Source organism: Pseudomonas viridiflava, from assembly GCF_900184295.1.
In the GTDB taxonomy this organism is placed as follows: Bacteria; Pseudomonadota; Gammaproteobacteria; order Pseudomonadales; family Pseudomonadaceae; genus Aquipseudomonas; species Aquipseudomonas viridiflava.
Window position 1 is genome coordinate 6009987 of the sequence record NZ_LT855380.1, and the last position, 15861, is coordinate 6025847.

Consider the following 15861-nt stretch of genomic DNA (forward strand, 5'->3'; position numbering starts at 1 on the left):
CTTCGTCCACCATCAATCCGGGTTGTGCTTTCATTCAGCTGTACACGCGTATAACTGAACATGCAGACGACCAACCCCACAAGCCGTAAAGAAATGTCTTACGCTGTTTGTGTAAAAGTCCGAAACATTAACGTGCTGGTCATGCAGCCATGTGCTGTGCAACATGACGCGCGTGCAATCACAAAACGGGAATACCCATATGCAACGTTTTCTTAGCTTCGCGATGGCGCTGTGCATCGGGCTCACTCTGAGCCTGGATGTGAACGCCGCGCGTTTCGGTGGTGGCAAGAGCATGGGCTCGGCACCGACCCATCAGGCGCGCCAGACTGCGCCTTCCACGCCTGCCGCAGCCCCTAACGCTGCCGGTCGCCCGACACCTGCCGCCAGCGGCGCATCCCGCTGGCTGGGTCCATTGGCCGGCATCGCTGCCGGTGGCCTGCTAGCAGCCATGTTCATGGGCGACGGCTTCCAGGGCCTGCAACTGTTCGACATTCTGATCGTGGGCCTCCTCGCCTTCCTGATCTTCCGCTTCATTGCGCGCAGACGTCAGCAGCAACAGCCGAAAATGGCCGGTGCCGGTGCGCCGTATCAGCGTGAAGCCAGCCAGCCTGCGCAGAACCCGATCTTCGGCAGCAGCCCGGCCGCTTCCGCAGCGCCGGTGATCAACGCGCCTGCCTGGTTCAATGAGGAACGCTTCCTTGAAGCCGCTCGCAGCCACTTCCAGTCGCTGCAGCAGCACTGGGACGCCAACGAGATGGACAAGATCGCGGAGTTCGTCACCCCGCAAATGCTCCAGTTCCTGAAAAAGGAACGTGCGGACTTGGGCGATGGTTTCCAGTCGACTTACATCGACAACCTCAACGTCCAGCTGGACGGTGTGGATGATCGTGCCGACAAGACGATTGCGACCCTGACCTTCTCGGGCGTTTCCAAAACATCGCGCTTTGATCAGGGCGAAGTGTTCAGCGAAAGCTGGAACATGGAGCGTGCGCAAGGCGATAACCAGCCATGGCTGGTGGCGGGAATTCGCCAGAACGGTTGAACCAGATTCCGTTATTGCGTTCAGAACCCCGGACATGTCCGGGGTTTTTTGTTTATCCGTTCGGATAGTTATTTTGAGAAAGGCTTTACGCTACTGTATAACCCGCGCCATCAAGTAAGAGGATCCGTGTCGTGGAAGAAGTCATCGAACAATTGCGTGAAGCAAACGAACCGGTTCCGGTTCCGCTCGAACTGCCCGATGAAGACCTGTTGGTCGAAATCGAGGAACAGCTGTTCATCAACATCCCGTTCGTCTTCAAGGAATTTCTCCTGACGGTCAGCGACGTGGTGTACGGCAGCCTCGAGCCCGTCACGGTCACTGACCCGCAGTCGCACACCTACCTGCCGGATGTGGCCGCAACCGCCTGGGATGATGGTGTACCGCGCGAGCTGATTCCTATCTGCCAGGACGGCGACGACTACTACTGCGTCGAAGAAGACGGCACTGTGCTGTTGTGGTCCGCCGAAGAAGAACTGGTCACCGAAGAAAGCTGGGAATCGGTCTGGCACTGGGCGCGGGACGTCTGGCTGGAAAGCTGATACCCGTAGAGCCATGCCTACCGAATGTGTGTCACCGGGCTCAATGCCCGGATGACTCAGGATTGTTGTTACCCAATGTCTCTATCAGCGCCAGTTGCATGCGCGTATGCACGCGGATGAACCAGCGCCACAGCAGCGCAGCGACAAGCGCTGCCACCAGCGTGATGACCAGCAACAGTTCGTTGGCGGGCAGAATACTGGCTGACAACGCAGCCAGCATGACGAAAATCAACGCCAGCGAAAGCAACGGAATGACTTCGGCCAGGACCTTGCGCACCCGAACGGTGTGACGCCCCGCCATCTCCGGTTTGACGCCCATCTCTGCGAGCAGCATCGACAGCGCCTTGAGCTTGCGATATGCCGCAATCAGGAACGGCAACGACAGCAGTAGCGCAGCACCGCAGATCAACGCCTTCTGATAGCTGACATCCCCGACCCATTCGCTTATGTAGCCGCCAATGCGCTCGGCGAAATACCCACCGCTGAAGAAGATCGCCATCACCAGCGCCAGATTCACGCCGACCTGCAGCAGGATGCGACGGATTATCTGCGCCAGCACCGCGCCTTCTCCCTGTGGCTGGATACTGCGCAGCCATTCACCGTACATGTTGAACACCCGAGCAACGCGCCCGGGCACCATCATGGCGAGCTTGTTCGACAGCGGATCGGCACCACGAATCAGGTACGGCGTCAGCAGGGTCGTGATGGCCGACACGGCGACCGCTACTGGATAGAGGAAGTCGCTGGTCACCTGCAGCGTCATGCCCAATGCCGCGATGATGAAAGAAAACTCGCCAATCTGTGACAGCCCCATGCCTACCCGCAGCGAGGTCCGGCCATCGTTACCGGCGAGAAACGCGCCCAGCCCACAGGACAGCATCTTGCCCAGCACCACCGCAACGGTAATCACGGCGATGGGCCAGGCGTAGGCCAACAGGATATTCGGGTCGATCATCAGGCCGATGGCCACAAAGAAAATCGCACTGAACATGTCCCGGATGGGCTCGATCAGGCGCTCGATTTTTATCAGCTCCCTGGATTCGGCCATGATCGCGCCGATCAGGAAAGCGCCCAGCACCATGCTGTATTCCAGCTTGACGACCAGCAGGCAGAAACCGAAACACAGGCCCAGCACCGTCACCAGCAGCATTTCGTTGCTTTCGAATCTGGCCACGTAGGCCAGCACGCGCGGCACCAGCAGAATGCCGATCACCAGCGCGACGATCATGAACAGTGACAGCTTGCCGACGGTCGAGAACACCTCGCCGGAGCTGACCGATCCGCTGACCGCAATGCCGGACAACAGCGCAATGATGCCAATGCCGAGGATGTCTTCGACGATCAGCACCCCGAAGATCAACTGAGCAAAGCGCTCGTTCTTCATCTTCAGGTCGTTGAGCGCCTTGACGATGATAGTGGTCGAGGAGATCGCCAGAATCGCGCCCAGGAACAGCGAGTCCATGGTTTTCCAGCCGAAGAACTGACCGATCTCGTAGCCGATCCAGATCATCAGGGCGATTTCGAGAAACGCGGCAATGAACGCCGTGGCACCGACCTTGAACAGTTTGCGCAAACTGAACTCAAGGCCCAGGCAGAACATCAGGAAGATCACCCCCAGCTCGGCGAGGGTCTTGATGGTGTCTTCATCGTGGATCAGGCTGAAAGGCGGTGTGTGCGGCCCGATGATGAAGCCCGCAACGATATAGCCCAGCACCACGGGCTGTCGCAGACGGTGGAATAGAATGGTCACCACGCCTGCCACCAGCATGATCACTGCCAGGTCCTGAATGAAATTGATGGCATGCATTGGGGTGTGGCTCCTTTGGGTGATGAGTTCCTTGACCGGTACTGGACGTGCTTGCCGCGCCACCTGCCGAAATTTCGTCATCCAAATCTGACGCAAACGTAGGAAAAAACCCGATCCACGGGTTTTTGAAGGTTAACACTGCACTCCTCGACAAAAAGCCGGTGCAATATATGGAAACAGATGGAATGACGCGTGACGGGCAGTGAATGGCCAGCGTCCCGATAACTACACCTTGAGCGCCAGCATAGGCGTCTTTGACCACCTTGACCGTGTGAGTACGCTATGGAACCCGGAAACGCCCAGCTGTCGATGACTGTATTGATGACCCCGGACATGGCCAACTTCTCTGGCAACGTGCACGGCGGTACGTTACTCAAGTACCTGGATGAAGTGGCTTACGCGTGCGCAAGCCGCTATGCCGGTCGCTATGTGGTCACGTTGTCCGTGGACCAGGTGATCTTCCGTGAGCCGGTGCATGTCGGCGAACTGGTGACCTTCCTGGCATCGGTGAACTACACCGGCAACACCTCGATGGAGGTCGGCATCAAAGTGGTGACCGAAAACATCCGCGAGCGCTCGGTACGCCACTCCAACAGCTGCTTCTTCACCATGGTGGCAGTGGACGACAACCGCAAACCGGCCAGCGTCCCGCCATTGGAACCGGAAAGCCCTGACGCCAAGCGTCGTTACATCCAGGCGCAGCAACGCCGCCAGCTCCGTCAGGAACTGGAAAAGCGTTACCAGGAAATCAAGGAAGAAGCGCTGTAACGAACGGACTCAGGCAGGGATGCCCGAGCCGCAGCCTTTGTCGGCCGTTACAGCCTGACCGCTTCGAAACGTACCCGCGGATGAGCGATACGGTCCTGAGCACGAACCAATTCCAGTTCGTAACTGCCGCACGCCTGGGTTTCCAGCAGCACTTCGTGCACGGCGGATGCAGTAAATTCGAACGCTGCGACCAGATTATCGCCCAGCAGGATGCGCGACAGGAACAGGCCCGAGGTCAGATCACCCACACCCACCGGCTGACGCGGGAAAGCCAGCAATGGACGTCGCAGGTGCCAACTGGCCTCGGCGGTCACCAGCAACATTTCAAAGCCTTCGGCCGCCTTGCCGGGGTAATCCAGATGCTTGACCACTACAGCTTTCGGGCCACGTGCCAGCAGCGCCTTGGCCATCCCCAGGCAATCGAGCAGCGACTCAGGCTTGCGCCCCGAGAAGCTGTCCAGCTCCAACTGGTTGGGGCACAGGAAGTCGGCCATGGCGGCGGCCTCTTCCAGCAGAAAGTCGCTGACTTCAGCCGGGACGATGCACCCTTTCTCGGGATGCCCCATCACCGGATCACACAGATACAGTGCCTTGGGATTGGCCGCCTTGATGCGTGCGACACCGGTCAGGATGGCACGCCCTTGCGCGGCGCTGCCCAGATAGCCGGAAAGCACGGCATCGCAGTTACCCAGCTCGCCGATGGCGGCAATGCCGTCGATCAGGGCCGGAATCTGCTGCGGGGCCAGCACTTCGCCGGTCCACTGCTTGTACTGCGTGTGGTTGGAGAACTGAACCGTGTTGAGCGGCCAGACATTGACACCGATACGTTGCATCGGAAACACCGCCGCACTATTGCCTGCGTGGCCGAAGACCACATGGGACTGGATAGCGAGCAAGTGGGGTGTACGTTTCATGGGAATATCCTGAACACGATGCAAATGCAGTAATGAGAAATATAAGTCGCACAGTATGGCTGTAAATCACTCAGGACAGTTAAGCTGGTGGCTCCTTTGCTGGAGCACTCCGTCATGCTGACCCTGGGAAACATTTTCGTGCTGATGCTGTTCGCAAGCGCTGCGGCCTGGTGGTGGCACGCCCATGGTCTGCGCGAGAAAGCGCTGGAACGCGTCAAACAGCACTGCGCCCGCCTCGAGCTCGAATTGCTGGATGGCAACGTGGCTCTGCGCCGCCTCACCTTTGCACGTGATGCCCAGGGCCACAAGCGGCTCGCCAGGGTCTATGGCTTCGAATTCACCGTCACCGGTGAGCAGCGTCATCCCGGCACCATCACCATGTTCGGTGCACACACTGCCCAGATCGAACTGGCGCCCTACCCGTTCGAAATCAAGACGCCACCGCCCAGCGCCGAAATCATCCAGATGAGTGAATGGCGTCAGTCGCATCAGAAGTGGAAGCAGTAGGGATCGGCTAACCCTCAAAGATGTCATGCATCTTTGACTAAAAACGCAACTTGCTAAATGCACGCTGTTTTTGTGGGAGGGGGCTTGCCCGCGATGAACGATGACGCGGTATATCAGGAAAATCGCGTCATCGTTCATCGCCGGCAAGCCGCCTCTTATCAAACAACCTGTAACCCACTGAAGAAACGCGATTTTGTGGGAGCGGACTTGTCCGCGAAAAGGCCGGTACATCCGACGCATATGCAGTGGCTGAAATACTGCATTCGCGGACAAGTCCGCTCCCACCTAGTTTGCTGCGCGACAGCGCTACGTCGAAGACGTGGTGGTGCCTCCCGCAGTTTCCTGCCAGCTGTAAGACCGCGCCATGCCACAGACACTTCCCCGTCATGTGGCTGCCAATAGGCATCCCATCATCTGCGTCTGCAACACTTCCGCATCCTGAGGTGTCGAGAAGATCAACTCCAGACGCGAGTCCTGTCGCCATTCGCTGAGTTGCCAGGCCAGCCGTCCACCTTGCGCAACATTGCCTGAATACCAGCCGCCAGCGCTGTGGATAACCATTTTCGCGCGCTGCCAGCTCAGGCTTTCAAGCCAGAGCAGCACGCGCTGAAGATCGAATTGCTGCGACGGGTGCCAGCGCCAGCCGATGCTCCATCCGCCGCCGCCTTCATGGCTCAGACAGAGTGGCACGCGGGGATCGGGCCAGACAGTGGGTAACTGGCCGATACTGCGAGGTACGTTCAGGTTATCCACACTGCTTTTATCCACAAGCGTGGATGGCAAATAACCGGGCAGACGATCTAGCGGAAGTTCGCCAAAGCGCGTCCAGAGCAGAGAATGTCCAGCAAGCTCATCAGACAGCGCCTGCCGGGAAGACTCTTCCAACTGTTCGGATTTGTTCATCACCAGCAAACCCGCCATGAGCAGCGCTTCCTGCTGGGTCTCGGCCAGTGGCTGCCCGTTATGCATCGCCGCCGCATCCAGCACCATCACACTGGGCTGCACATCAAGCACGCCGAGCCAGGGTGCCTCGCGTAACTGCGCCATGAGTTGCGCAGGATGCCCCAGCCCGGACGGCTCGATCAGCAGGCGATCAGGCCTGGCCTTGCGCAACAGGCGACCCAGTCCGATCTGGAACGGCACGCCGTTGACACAGCACAGGCAGCCGCCAGCCACTTCGCCAAGTGCGATACCATCCTCGGCCGTGGTCAACAGTGCGGCGTCCAGTCCAATCTGCCCGAATTCGTTGATCAACACCGCCCAACGCTCGCTGGAGGGCTTCTGGGCCAGCAACTGTCTGATCAGGCTGGTCTTGCCGGCACCCAGCGGGCCACCGATGACGTGAGTCGGAATGTTCTGCAGCATGACAATGATTTCTACGAGTGCGTTCGTGATTGAAGAGCAAGGAAAGGTAACCCTGCAAGCCATCAAGCTGTCTGCCGGTCTGGCACTGATGCTGCTGGCACTGTCTTCAGGTGAAACCTGGGCGCAGGCGTGTCTGGTACACAGTCAGGCCGAGAGGCTTGATGTAAAGGTATGTCAGGAGAATATCAACATCCCGGCAGACCTGTTCCACGACAGCTTCTGCCAGCCGCAACTGGCAGGTCAGAAAACCGAGGTCGCCTACCCGCAAGAATGCCCGACCGGCGCGTTCGGCGTGTGCCGTAATGCGCAGGTCGCCAACATGCCTTATCGCGAGCATATCCATTATTACGGCGTGGCCAGTGACGCCTTGTACCTCAAGCCTTTCTGCGAAGGCCAGAGCAAGGGTCAGTGGATCACGCCGTAAACAGCGCTAGGCCAGCCAGTCCAGCGTAAGGATCAGCCTGCGTTCGTTGCCTTCAAGTGCCGGCGAGCGATGCACCAGACCTGCACCCTCGTTTCCACGCCAGCGCTCGCCCTTGAGCAAGGCGACGTCTGCGGTATTGATCTGCTGGATGACACTGACATCCAGCGGCTCGGCTTCCGCCCGACCCAGTTGCTTGCGATCAATGTCACCTTCCTTGAGCCACTGACTGCCACATCCGGCATACGTGGTGATCAGACGCACAGGCACGTGATCTACGTGAAAGCGCGGGCACATTGCCTTGTCGAGCACCCGCAGACGCAGCCCGACGCAGTCGGCACCCAGCAGGCAGGCGTAGGCACTGACCAGCCATGATACGTCGGCGATGAAACCGTCATACCCCTGCAGGTCGGCGTAGCCCGACGCCAGTGTGCGCAGATCCGGCTCCAGATCGCCGCCTTTCACGTCCAGGGTCAAGGACTCGGACAGCGGCTGCCCCATCGACAAGAGCAATGCGCCGAAGTCTTCGATGTGCGCCGGTAACCGACGCTGCCAGACGGCGAGGTTGACGCCGTCTTCCAGCACTTCACCCAATACGTCAGGCGTCGCCCCGCACGCCTGCCGAATCGTCGGTTGATACTTCAGAAAATGAGCGTGCATCAGGCAGCCACCTCTTCATGCCAAGGACCGAACGGATCACGCAGGGTGCGCCAGCGCTCGGAACCTGCGGCCATCTCGTCATCGGTCAACAGGCAGCCGTCCAGTTCAGCGCTCAGTTGGTCAAAATCGATGTTCTGGCCAATGAACACCAGTTCCTGGCGGCAATCGCCCGTCTCCGATGACCAGTTGTCCATAATGGACGCAACATTTTCCTGGTCTTCAGGCCAGCTCTCTCGCGCGACGAAACGCCACCAGCGGCCCGCAAACCCGTGTCTCATCAAACCGCCTGCCTGAGACCAGCTGCCAGCGTCCTTGTATTTGCTGGCCAGCCAGAAAAATCCCTTGGAGCGCAGCAGCTTGCCGTTGGTCCAGGGTCGGTTGATGAAGTCGAAGAATCGCTCCGGGTGAAACGGGCGGCGTGCCCGGTAGGCCGTGGACGCGATGCCATATTCCTCGGTTTCCGGAAGGTGTTCGCCGCGCAGTTCCTTGAGCCAGCCCGGTGCCTGAGAGGCACGCTCGAAATCAAAACGACCGGTGTTGAGAATCTTCGCCAGCGGCACCTCGCCCATCACCATCGGAATGATCTCGGCGTCGGCGTTGAGTCTTTTCAGGATGGCGATCAGCTCTTCACGCTCACTGGAACTGATCAGGTCAATCTTGCTGAGCAGGATCACGTCGGCGAATTCGATCTGCTCGATCAGCAGGTCGGTAATCGAACGGTCGTCGTCTTCACCCAGGGTTTCACCACGCGTGTCCAGACCGTCGGCGGCTTCGTAATCGAGCAGGAAATTCATCCCGTCGACCACCGTTACCATGGTGTCGAGACGCGCCAGGTCGGTCAGGCTTTTGCCTGCCTCATCGCGGAAGGTAAAGGTCTCTGCAATGGGCAACGGCTCGGAAATACCGGTGGACTCGATCAGCAGATAATCGAAGCGCCCGTCCTGAGCGAGGCGGCTGACCTCCTCGAGCAGGTCTTCGCGCAAGGTGCAGCAGATGCAGCCGTTGCTCATCTCGATAAGCTTTTCTTCGGCGCGGTTCAGACTGACGTCGCGCTGGACTTCGCCGCCGTCGATGTTGATCTCGCTCATGTCGTTGACGATGACCGCCACACGCAGGTTTTCACGATTTCGCAGCACGTAATTGAGTAAGGTGCTCTTGCCAGCGCCGAGGAATCCGGACAGCACAGTAACGGGTAAGCGGTTCGACATCAGGACTCTCCAACCAGTCTGCAAGGCTTCAGCCCTGTTCGTACTGGCTGCAACTGATCCATCTGGCAGCCAGCTCTAATCATCCTCGAATGTTATAGTATAACAACACAAAATAGCTACACCGCTCATTCAAGGGTTCGTCATGAAACAGCTATCGGCAGGATTGATCGCATTACTGGCTCTGGCCTGCACACAGGCAATGGCTGCCGGTGCACGGCCTGCCGCCGATCTTGCGCTGTGCACGCGCAGCGCTACCGTGCTGGCGTGCAGTGATGCGCAAGGCAATCACTACAGCGTCACCACAGCCGGGCAGACAACCTGGTTGAGAGGCTATGAAGTGCTGGATAAACGCCGCTGGGTGCAGACCAACAGTCGCTACGACCAACTGACGTTCTTTACGGGATTGGCTTCAGATGGCGAGGCCTGGATCGGCACTATCCAGCGCGTGGGCTGGACGACGATCACGCGGGTTTCAAGCTCGGACGGTACGCGCAGCAAGATCACCTGCAGTCGCCTGAACGGCTGCAGGTAAAGCGGATCAGGCCTGCTGTTCCTTCTTCTGCGCCTGCACCCACGCCATGTGCGAATCCATGGGCGGGTTGCGCTGGAAGTAGCGTTGCAGGCCTTCGAACAATCCGTCGGCGACCGCTTGCTGATGACGCGCCGTGACCAGACGCTGGCTGTCACGCGTATTGGAGATGAAGCCCGTCTCGACCAGAATCGAAGGCACGTCCGGCGACTTGAGTACTGCAAAACCGGCCTGTTCCACGCGCTTCTGATGCAGTGTGGTGATGCCTTCCAGACTGCCCAGAATGGTGTGGCCCAATTGCATGCTGGCGGCGATGGTCGCGTTCATCGACATGTCGAGAATCACCCCGGCCAGCATCGGGTCCTTGTCTTTCAGGTTGAGCAGCGAGCTTGCGCCCAGCAGGTCCGCGCCATTCTCGCGCTGAGCCATGAAACGCGCTGTAGCAGAGGTCGCGCCGCCTTCGGACAACGCAAACACCGACGCACCGGACGCTGTCAGGCGCGGCGCGGCATCGGCATGCACCGAGATGAACATGTCGGCGTTGGACTTGTGCGCGAACTCGACACGCTTGCGCAGCGGTACGAAGAAGTCATCGTTACGTACCAGACGCACGTCGAAACCTTTCTCGCGTTTGAGACGCTTGGCCAGCAACTGGGCGATGGACAGCACGACGTCTTTCTCTCGCTCACCGCGAGAACCCACCGCGCCCGGATCCTTGCCGCCATGACCCGCATCGACCACGACCATGATGTCGCGCCCACCGGTACGTGCCTTGGCGGGCTCCTTCACCGGCACCGGTGGCGGCAGCTCGGCCATTTGCACAGGCGCACGTATTGTGGAACTCATGTCCAGCACAAGACGATGGCCCTGATCACCCTGCGGGCCGAGCAGAAAGCTGTTCAACTGCACCGGAGCCGTCAGGTCGAGCACGATGCGCGTGTCATCGCCCGAGCCGTAATGGCCGGAGCGAATGGACGTGATGACGGTCCTGTCCAGCGCCAGCTGGCTGAAGTCACCGGTCAGGCGCGAGCCGCTGACGTCGATAATCAGACGATCCGGGGCAGTGAGCGTAAAGGTCTTGTATTGCACAGGTCCGCTGAGATCCAGAACCAAACGCAGCTTGTCGTTGGTCCGCCACAGGCGTGCGTTACGGATTTGCGTGGCATAAGCACCCAACGGCAAGGTCAGGGCCGCACCGGCCAGGAGCATATTGAGCAGCATTTGGCGTCTGTGCATGGGATGTCTCAAGCGCAAAAACGAGCATCCCGGCTCACGAAGGTTTCATCCATGACATTAGTAACAATATAACATGCAGTTACGAATGACATATGAAGCACTTCATGAAGATTTAGTCATGGAACACTCTCGCTGAACGACAATAAATCGTCCATTTTTCAAGAGTGTTCCACGTGGAACGTAACTCTATGAATTGACTCAGGTACGTGGTGCAACGGTTCCGCATTGCGCGCCCAGCCAGACGGCACGGGTGTCCATGCTGCCGTTCTGTTGCTGACCAGTGGCGTTGAACGTGCCTACGACGTTGGTCGTGAACTCGCGATCACTGAGGAATTGCGCCTGTCCCGTGCCCTGAGCCTTGGGGCAACTGAACTGGAAATTCCAGGTCTTGCCGTTGCGCGCAGTGATTTTCTGCGTGCAACCCGACTTGGGGTCGGTCAACGGGATGTCGTCTGATTTCACCTGCGCAGGCGTCAGGCAAACACGTACACCTTTGCCGCCCAGCGTTACGCCCTGCTTTTGCATCATCTGCTCCATCATGGCCTGCTGCTCGGGCGGCAGGTTTTTCAGCTGGCCCAGCATCAGTTGCAGGTCGGGCAATTGCTGACCGTCCACTTTCATGTTGCTGGAAGTCAGTTCCCACAAGCCAGGTTGCAGCATCTGGGCCTGAGCCAGCGGCGTCGCCAGACAGAAGAACCACGCCAACATACGTTTATTCATTTGAGTATTCCTGAGCGGCAGTGACAGATACACAAGGCCGGGATAACCGGCCGGAAGATGAGCCTTAGACGACATAACCGCTGCCCAGTTGCACCCGGAATAAAATAGCGACATTCCGGTTCAGCTGTGGTCTGTTAGGCAGCAAAGCCGAGGAGCATTGTTCCACATGGATTATCACGACCCGTATTTTTTCGGTTACGTCCTGGGTTTCATTCATTTGTTGGGCACCGGTGCCGCGATTCATGCGCTGCTGACCGTACGCACCTCGCAAGGCGCCATCGCCTGGGCGATGCCACTGCTGTTCATCCCCTATTTCACCCTGATTCCGTATCTGGTCTTCGGCCGCAGTTCGTTCGATGCCTATATCAAGGCGCGGCGTGACGCCAACCAGGAGATGCGTGTCGCCATCGGCAGCCTGAACTGGCGGCCCTGGATCGAGGAAGCCGTTGCGGCGCGCCGCTCGAAAGCCTACACGTCGCTGCGGGCCATGCCCAAACTCGGAAACATGCCGGCGCTGGCCAATAACAAGGTCCGGCTATTGATCAACGGCGAAGAAACATTCGGGGCGATCTTCGAGGCTATTCGTGCGGCCCGGCAAACCATACTGGTCCAGTTCTTCATCATCCATGACGATGCGCTTGGCCGACAGCTGCAAACCTTACTGCTGGAGAAGGCCGCAGAAGGTGTATCGATCTTTGTGCTCTATGACCGTATCGGTAGCCACGCCCTGCCCGCAGCCTACATCGACAAACTGCGCGCTGGCGGTGTGCAGATCAAAGCGTTTGCTACCCACGGTGGCTGGCTCAACCGTTTCCAGATCAACTTTCGCAACCACCGCAAGATCGTGGTCGTGGACGGGCTGAAAGGCTATATGGGCGGACACAACGTCGGCGATGAATACATGGGGCTCAAACCGCCGCTCGCGCCCTGGCGGGACACCCACGTGGAAGTCATCGGGCCGGTGGTTGCCTGCCTGCAGGAGTCATTTGCCGAAGACTGGTTCTGGGCCACTCGCGAGCTGCCGCCCTTGAGCTTGCCGGAAACCTTTCCTGAAGATGGCGTGCTGTGCCAACTGCTGGCCAGCGGCCCGGCGGATGCGCAGGAAACCTGCTCGCTGTTCTTCGTCGAAGCCATCCATGCCGCTGAAGAGCGCGTCTGGATCACCAGCCCGTATTTCATCCCGGATGAAGCTGTGTCCGCGGCCCTGCGTCTGGCAGTGCTACGCGGTGTGGATGTCCGCCTGCTGCTGCCCTCGCGCCCAGACCATTACGTGGTCTACGCTGCTTCCAGCCTTTATGCGTTCGATGCGGTCCGCGCAGGCGTGCGGGTGTTCCGCTACGGCCCGGGCTTCCTGCACCAGAAAGTCGTGCTGGTGGACAATGAAATCACCGCGATCGGCAGCGCCAACCTCGACAACCGTTCATTCAGGCTCAACTTCGAACTGATGCTGCTGACCGTCGACCCTGACTTTTCGAATCAGGTAGAGGCCATGCTGAATGCCGACTTCGCCCAGGCCCGGGAAATCTCCATCCAGGAAAGCCGCGAAACGCGGAGATTGCACCAGCTGGGTATGCGCGTGGCTCGGTTGATATCGCCGATCCTGTGAAGCAAAGGCGGGGAACATTCATTAAACTAGCGATGCGCACGGCTTTTGATAACCGTTAAGAGGCCCCGACACCATGGCAACGCTACAGCAGATATTACAAGCTGAGGACATTGAGGATCTGAAGAAGCTCGGAAAGTTCTTCGACCTGAAAAAAGCGGTTGAAAGCCAATTGATGCTCATCCTTGGCGTGAATGGCTGGGCCTCTTTATATCGTCAACTCAAACGCCTTGAACGGTCCATTTCCTCGAACAAGGACAGCTTGTATAGGGCTGCTGAAACAAACGATTTCAAAAGCGTCAGGTATTCACTGTCAGAAACAATGGGCTTTACCCTGACCGTAAAAAGTCAGGCTGACCTCGACACGCTCATCAAAAATTGCCTGGCTTATGCCGTTGAACAGGACGTCAGTCCGTATAAGCGCTTCGAAGACAAAAAGATCAAAAACTTTATCAACAGCTCGAAGCTGGAAGGCATTCACCTCCCTTTCCCGGAGAGTAAGGCTTCGTTGGAAAGTGTTTTGGCCAAACACCGTAGGTAATGTCATGGATCGATATGATGCCTCTCAGGATATTTACTGCTACCCGAACTCCTCGGTGCTGAAAAACACATTAAACATACGAGATATGGAAAGTCTTGAGGCGGCGGAAAGAGAGATCACCGCTGTCACCATAGCTCGAGTGCATTACTGCGCCCCGCCCTACAGCCTGAACAATATGAGCACGCTGCACGTGCAGCTGTTTTCCGATCTCTATGAGTGGGCAGGGAAAATAAGAAACGTCGACATCGCCAAAGGTGGTACTCGCTTTTGCACCTGTGGACGAATCGACGCTGAAGCACAAAAGATCTTCGACGCTCTTCAGAAAGATCATTGGCTAAGTGGACTAAACAAGGAGCGCTTCTGCGAGAAGCTGGCCGAGTATTACTGCGAACTCAACATGATCCACCCGTTTCGCGAGGGTAATGGCAGGGTTCAGCGAATCTTTTCCGAGCACCTTGCACTTTCGGCCGGCTATGAGCTTGACTGGGAAAACGTGAGTCGAGACGAGTGGATTCAGGCCAACATCGATGGCGTAAATGTAAATTACGGACCGATGGAAAAAATCTTCAAACGCATCGTGAGGCCTCTGTAAGAAGCCTCACTCATGGAATGCACCTCGCGCTCGACCATCTGCCATCACCGATAAACATCCTCCCGCGTCAACGGCAACCCCGTACCGCCATCAGCAAAAGGCTTCACCGCCAGAATCTGATGCAGATTGATCCAGCCTCGCGCAAACGCATAAGAGCAGCCTGCAAGGTACAGTCGCCAGATACGCAAGGTGTGTTCGGGCACCATCGCGGCAGCTTCGCTCAAGTGTGTTTCAAGGCGGGCGCTCCAGTGCTCCAGCGTTTTGGCGTAGTGCGGCCGCAGGCTTTCGACATCGACGACTTCCAGTCCGGCCTCGCTGATGTGGGCGCTGATCATCGCCATGTGCGGCAGCTCGCCGTTGGGGAACACGTAGCGGTCTATGAACTCGCCCGCCCCACGCCCGACGGGTCGTCCATCGGTGTGCCTGGCGGTAATGCCATGGTTCATCACCAGACCGCCCTCCTTCACCGCGCCAAACAGGCGCTGTGTATAGAGCGGCAGGTTGGCGTGACCAACGTGTTCGAACATGCCGACACTGACCACTTTGTCGAAGCGGCCGTCCTGCGGCAGGTCACGATAATCGAGCAGTTGAAGCTCGACCTGATCGTCCAGCCCATCGGCCGTCACCCGTTCGCGGGCGAGCGCCAGTTGCTCGCGGCTGAGCGTGATGCCAAAGACCTTCGCGCCATATTCGCGGGCGGCGAATCGCGCCAGACCGCCCCAGCCGCAGCCGACGTCCAGCAGGTAATCGCCGGGCTTTAGGCGCAGCTTGCGGCACAAGTGGTGAAACTTATCCTGCTGAGCCTGTTCCAGCGATTCGTTACCGGTTTTGAAGTAGGCACAGGAATAGACCATCTCCTTGTCGAGCCACAACTGGTAGAACTCGTTGGACAGGTCGTAGTGGTAGGAAATCGAGGCAGCGTCGGTGTCTTTGTCGTGGCGGGTGCGCACGGGCGTGTCGGACTCGTCTTCCTCCTCCACGAGCGCGTGGGTCAGCTCGTCGCAGACCCTGACCACTTCACTGATGGAGCCCTCGAGTTCCAGCCGCCCTTCCACGAACGCGCTGCCAAGCAGGCCCAGACTGGGGTGGGTGAAATCGGAGACGAGTCGCGGGTCCTTCACGACAATCGTGACGCTGGGATCAGGTCCCAGATCCATCTGATGACCGTCCCAGAGTTTGAGACGCAGCGGCAGATGAAGGTTTTGCAAGACCGACGGAAGTTGCGTAAGCATGATGAATCACCCCCTTATCCAGAAACTCGAATAGAGCATCCAAGACAAACCCTCCAAAAAGGGCCGATAGGCTATTGGCGATGGCAAAACTGCTTTGAATCAACTTCGGGGGAACAGCCTTGTGCCCACTGACTCGAGCCAGACGACAGCCTGAATTTGGACCGCACTCTGTTGAAT

17 protein-coding genes are annotated in these 15861 nt (G+C 58.2%); 9 read left to right on the forward strand and 8 right to left on the reverse strand.

Annotation, left to right across the window (positions count from 1 at the left end):
* Nucleotides 1-199: 199 nt before the first annotated feature.
* Nucleotides 200-1042, forward strand: coding sequence for a Tim44 domain-containing protein (locus CFBP1590_RS27035; protein WP_029244161.1), 843 nt, complete (start codon nt 200-202; stop codon nt 1040-1042).
* Nucleotides 1043-1173: 131 nt separating this feature from the next.
* The gene (locus tag CFBP1590_RS27040; RefSeq protein ID WP_004881680.1) at nt 1174-1581 is read left to right on the forward strand and encodes an SMI1/KNR4 family protein; all 408 of its coding nucleotides are present in this window, start codon (nt 1174-1176) and stop codon (nt 1579-1581) included.
* Nucleotides 1582-1621: 40 nt separating this feature from the next.
* Here the strand turns inward: CFBP1590_RS27040 and CFBP1590_RS27045 are convergent, their stop codons facing one another.
* Nucleotides 1622-3388: a cation:proton antiporter gene (locus tag CFBP1590_RS27045; RefSeq protein ID WP_029244162.1), complete on the reverse strand. Its 1767-nt coding sequence runs from the start codon at nt 3386-3388 to the stop codon at nt 1622-1624.
* A gap of 282 nt (nt 3389-3670) precedes the next feature.
* Here CFBP1590_RS27045 and CFBP1590_RS27050 point away from each other — a divergent pair, with 282 nt between their 5' ends.
* A complete protein-coding gene (locus CFBP1590_RS27050; protein ID WP_004881681.1) occupies nt 3671-4156 on the forward strand; it encodes an acyl-CoA thioesterase in 486 nt (161 codons plus the stop codon).
* Between the two features lie 47 nt (nt 4157-4203).
* On the opposite strand, the gene pdxY is transcribed toward CFBP1590_RS27050, so the two are convergent.
* A complete protein-coding gene (gene pdxY / locus CFBP1590_RS27055; protein ID WP_088236312.1) occupies nt 4204-5070 on the reverse strand; it encodes a pyridoxal kinase PdxY in 867 nt (288 codons plus the stop codon).
* Between the two features lie 114 nt (nt 5071-5184).
* Between pdxY and CFBP1590_RS27060 the strand changes: the two genes are divergently transcribed.
* On the forward strand, nt 5185-5577 hold the full coding sequence (locus CFBP1590_RS27060; protein WP_004881684.1) for a DUF3301 domain-containing protein: 393 nt from the start codon (nt 5185-5187) through the stop codon (nt 5575-5577).
* A 384-nt stretch (nt 5578-5961) separates the two neighbouring features.
* Here CFBP1590_RS27060 and CFBP1590_RS27065 read toward each other — a convergent pair whose 3' ends face one another.
* Nucleotides 5962-6942, reverse strand: a complete 981-nt coding sequence (locus CFBP1590_RS27065) for a CobW family GTP-binding protein (RefSeq protein ID WP_088236313.1) — start codon at nt 6940-6942, stop codon at nt 5962-5964.
* A 52-nt stretch (nt 6943-6994) separates the two neighbouring features.
* Here CFBP1590_RS27065 and CFBP1590_RS27070 point away from each other — a divergent pair, with 52 nt between their 5' ends.
* A complete protein-coding gene (locus CFBP1590_RS27070) occupies nt 6995-7366 on the forward strand; it encodes an NADH:ubiquinone oxidoreductase (protein ID WP_088236487.1) in 372 nt (123 codons plus the stop codon).
* Between the two features lie 6 nt (nt 7367-7372).
* Here CFBP1590_RS27070 and CFBP1590_RS27075 read toward each other — a convergent pair whose 3' ends face one another.
* Both CFBP1590_RS27075 and zigA read right to left on the reverse strand, forming a co-directional pair.
* A complete protein-coding gene (locus CFBP1590_RS27075; protein ID WP_088236314.1) occupies nt 7373-8023 on the reverse strand; it encodes a DUF1826 domain-containing protein in 651 nt (216 codons plus the stop codon).
* Nucleotides 8023-9231 carry a zinc metallochaperone GTPase ZigA gene (gene zigA / locus CFBP1590_RS27080; protein ID WP_088236315.1) on the reverse strand — a complete coding sequence of 403 codons (1209 nt, stop codon included), beginning with the start codon at nt 9229-9231 and terminating at the stop codon, nt 8023-8025. The genes CFBP1590_RS27075 and zigA overlap by 1 nt, the downstream gene beginning before the upstream one ends.
* Before the next feature lie 142 nt (nt 9232-9373).
* Between zigA and CFBP1590_RS27085 the strand changes: the two genes are divergently transcribed.
* A complete protein-coding gene (locus CFBP1590_RS27085) occupies nt 9374-9763 on the forward strand; it encodes a hypothetical protein (RefSeq protein ID WP_004881693.1) in 390 nt (129 codons plus the stop codon).
* A gap of 6 nt (nt 9764-9769) precedes the next feature.
* On the opposite strand, the gene CFBP1590_RS27090 is transcribed toward CFBP1590_RS27085, so the two are convergent.
* Together CFBP1590_RS27090 and CFBP1590_RS27095 are read right to left on the reverse strand one after the other, a co-directional pair.
* Nucleotides 9770-10996: an N-acetylmuramoyl-L-alanine amidase gene (locus CFBP1590_RS27090; protein ID WP_088236316.1), complete on the reverse strand. Its 1227-nt coding sequence runs from the start codon at nt 10994-10996 to the stop codon at nt 9770-9772.
* Nucleotides 10997-11194: 198 nt separating this feature from the next.
* Nucleotides 11195-11716 (reverse strand): DUF3617 domain-containing protein, encoded by a 522-nt coding sequence (locus CFBP1590_RS27095; RefSeq protein ID WP_004881696.1) that lies wholly within the window; start codon nt 11714-11716, stop codon nt 11195-11197.
* 166 nt (nt 11717-11882) lie between these two features.
* Between CFBP1590_RS27095 and cls the strand changes: the two genes are divergently transcribed.
* The 3 genes from cls (at nt 11883) to CFBP1590_RS27110 (ending at nt 14452) form a co-directional block, all read left to right on the forward strand.
* Nucleotides 11883-13322: a cardiolipin synthase gene (gene cls / locus CFBP1590_RS27100; protein WP_004881697.1), complete on the forward strand. Its 1440-nt coding sequence runs from the start codon at nt 11883-11885 to the stop codon at nt 13320-13322.
* A gap of 73 nt (nt 13323-13395) precedes the next feature.
* On the forward strand, nt 13396-13860 hold the full coding sequence (locus CFBP1590_RS27105; RefSeq protein WP_029244171.1) for a YhfG family protein: 465 nt from the start codon (nt 13396-13398) through the stop codon (nt 13858-13860).
* Between the two features lie 4 nt (nt 13861-13864).
* Nucleotides 13865-14452 carry a putative adenosine monophosphate-protein transferase Fic gene (locus CFBP1590_RS27110; RefSeq protein WP_088236317.1) on the forward strand — a complete coding sequence of 196 codons (588 nt, stop codon included), beginning with the start codon at nt 13865-13867 and terminating at the stop codon, nt 14450-14452.
* Between the two features lie 44 nt (nt 14453-14496).
* Here CFBP1590_RS27110 and cfaB read toward each other — a convergent pair whose 3' ends face one another.
* On the reverse strand, nt 14497-15684 hold the full coding sequence (gene cfaB / locus CFBP1590_RS27115; RefSeq protein ID WP_088236318.1) for a C17 cyclopropane fatty acid synthase CfaB: 1188 nt from the start codon (nt 15682-15684) through the stop codon (nt 14497-14499).
* Between the last annotated feature and the right edge of the window lie 177 nt (nt 15685-15861).

Coding starts and splice junctions, on each gene's coding strand:
- zigA (WP_088236315.1), bottom strand. CDS start 9,231: ATGTCGAACCGCTTACCCGTTACTGTGCTGTCCGGATTCCTCGGCGCT.
- CFBP1590_RS27085 (WP_004881693.1), top strand. CDS start 9,374: ATGAAACAGCTATCGGCAGGATTGATCGCATTACTGGCTCTGGCCTGC.
- CFBP1590_RS27105 (WP_029244171.1), top strand. CDS start 13,396: ATGGCAACGCTACAGCAGATATTACAAGCTGAGGACATTGAGGATCTG.
- CFBP1590_RS27090 (WP_088236316.1), bottom strand. CDS start 10,996: ATGCACAGACGCCAAATGCTGCTCAATATGCTCCTGGCCGGTGCGGCC.
- CFBP1590_RS27050 (WP_004881681.1), top strand. CDS start 3,671: ATGGAACCCGGAAACGCCCAGCTGTCGATGACTGTATTGATGACCCCG.
- CFBP1590_RS27045 (WP_029244162.1), bottom strand. CDS start 3,388: ATGCATGCCATCAATTTCATTCAGGACCTGGCAGTGATCATGCTGGTG.
- CFBP1590_RS27035 (WP_029244161.1), top strand. CDS start 200: ATGCAACGTTTTCTTAGCTTCGCGATGGCGCTGTGCATCGGGCTCACT.
- CFBP1590_RS27060 (WP_004881684.1), top strand. CDS start 5,185: ATGCTGACCCTGGGAAACATTTTCGTGCTGATGCTGTTCGCAAGCGCT.
- CFBP1590_RS27065 (WP_088236313.1), bottom strand. CDS start 6,942: ATGCTGCAGAACATTCCGACTCACGTCATCGGTGGCCCGCTGGGTGCC.
- cls (WP_004881697.1), top strand. CDS start 11,883: ATGGATTATCACGACCCGTATTTTTTCGGTTACGTCCTGGGTTTCATT.
- CFBP1590_RS27095 (WP_004881696.1), bottom strand. CDS start 11,716: ATGAATAAACGTATGTTGGCGTGGTTCTTCTGTCTGGCGACGCCGCTG.
- pdxY (WP_088236312.1), bottom strand. CDS start 5,070: ATGAAACGTACACCCCACTTGCTCGCTATCCAGTCCCATGTGGTCTTC.
- CFBP1590_RS27075 (WP_088236314.1), bottom strand. CDS start 8,023: ATGCACGCTCATTTTCTGAAGTATCAACCGACGATTCGGCAGGCGTGC.
- CFBP1590_RS27110 (WP_088236317.1), top strand. CDS start 13,865: ATGGATCGATATGATGCCTCTCAGGATATTTACTGCTACCCGAACTCC.
- cfaB (WP_088236318.1), bottom strand. CDS start 15,684: ATGCTTACGCAACTTCCGTCGGTCTTGCAAAACCTTCATCTGCCGCTG.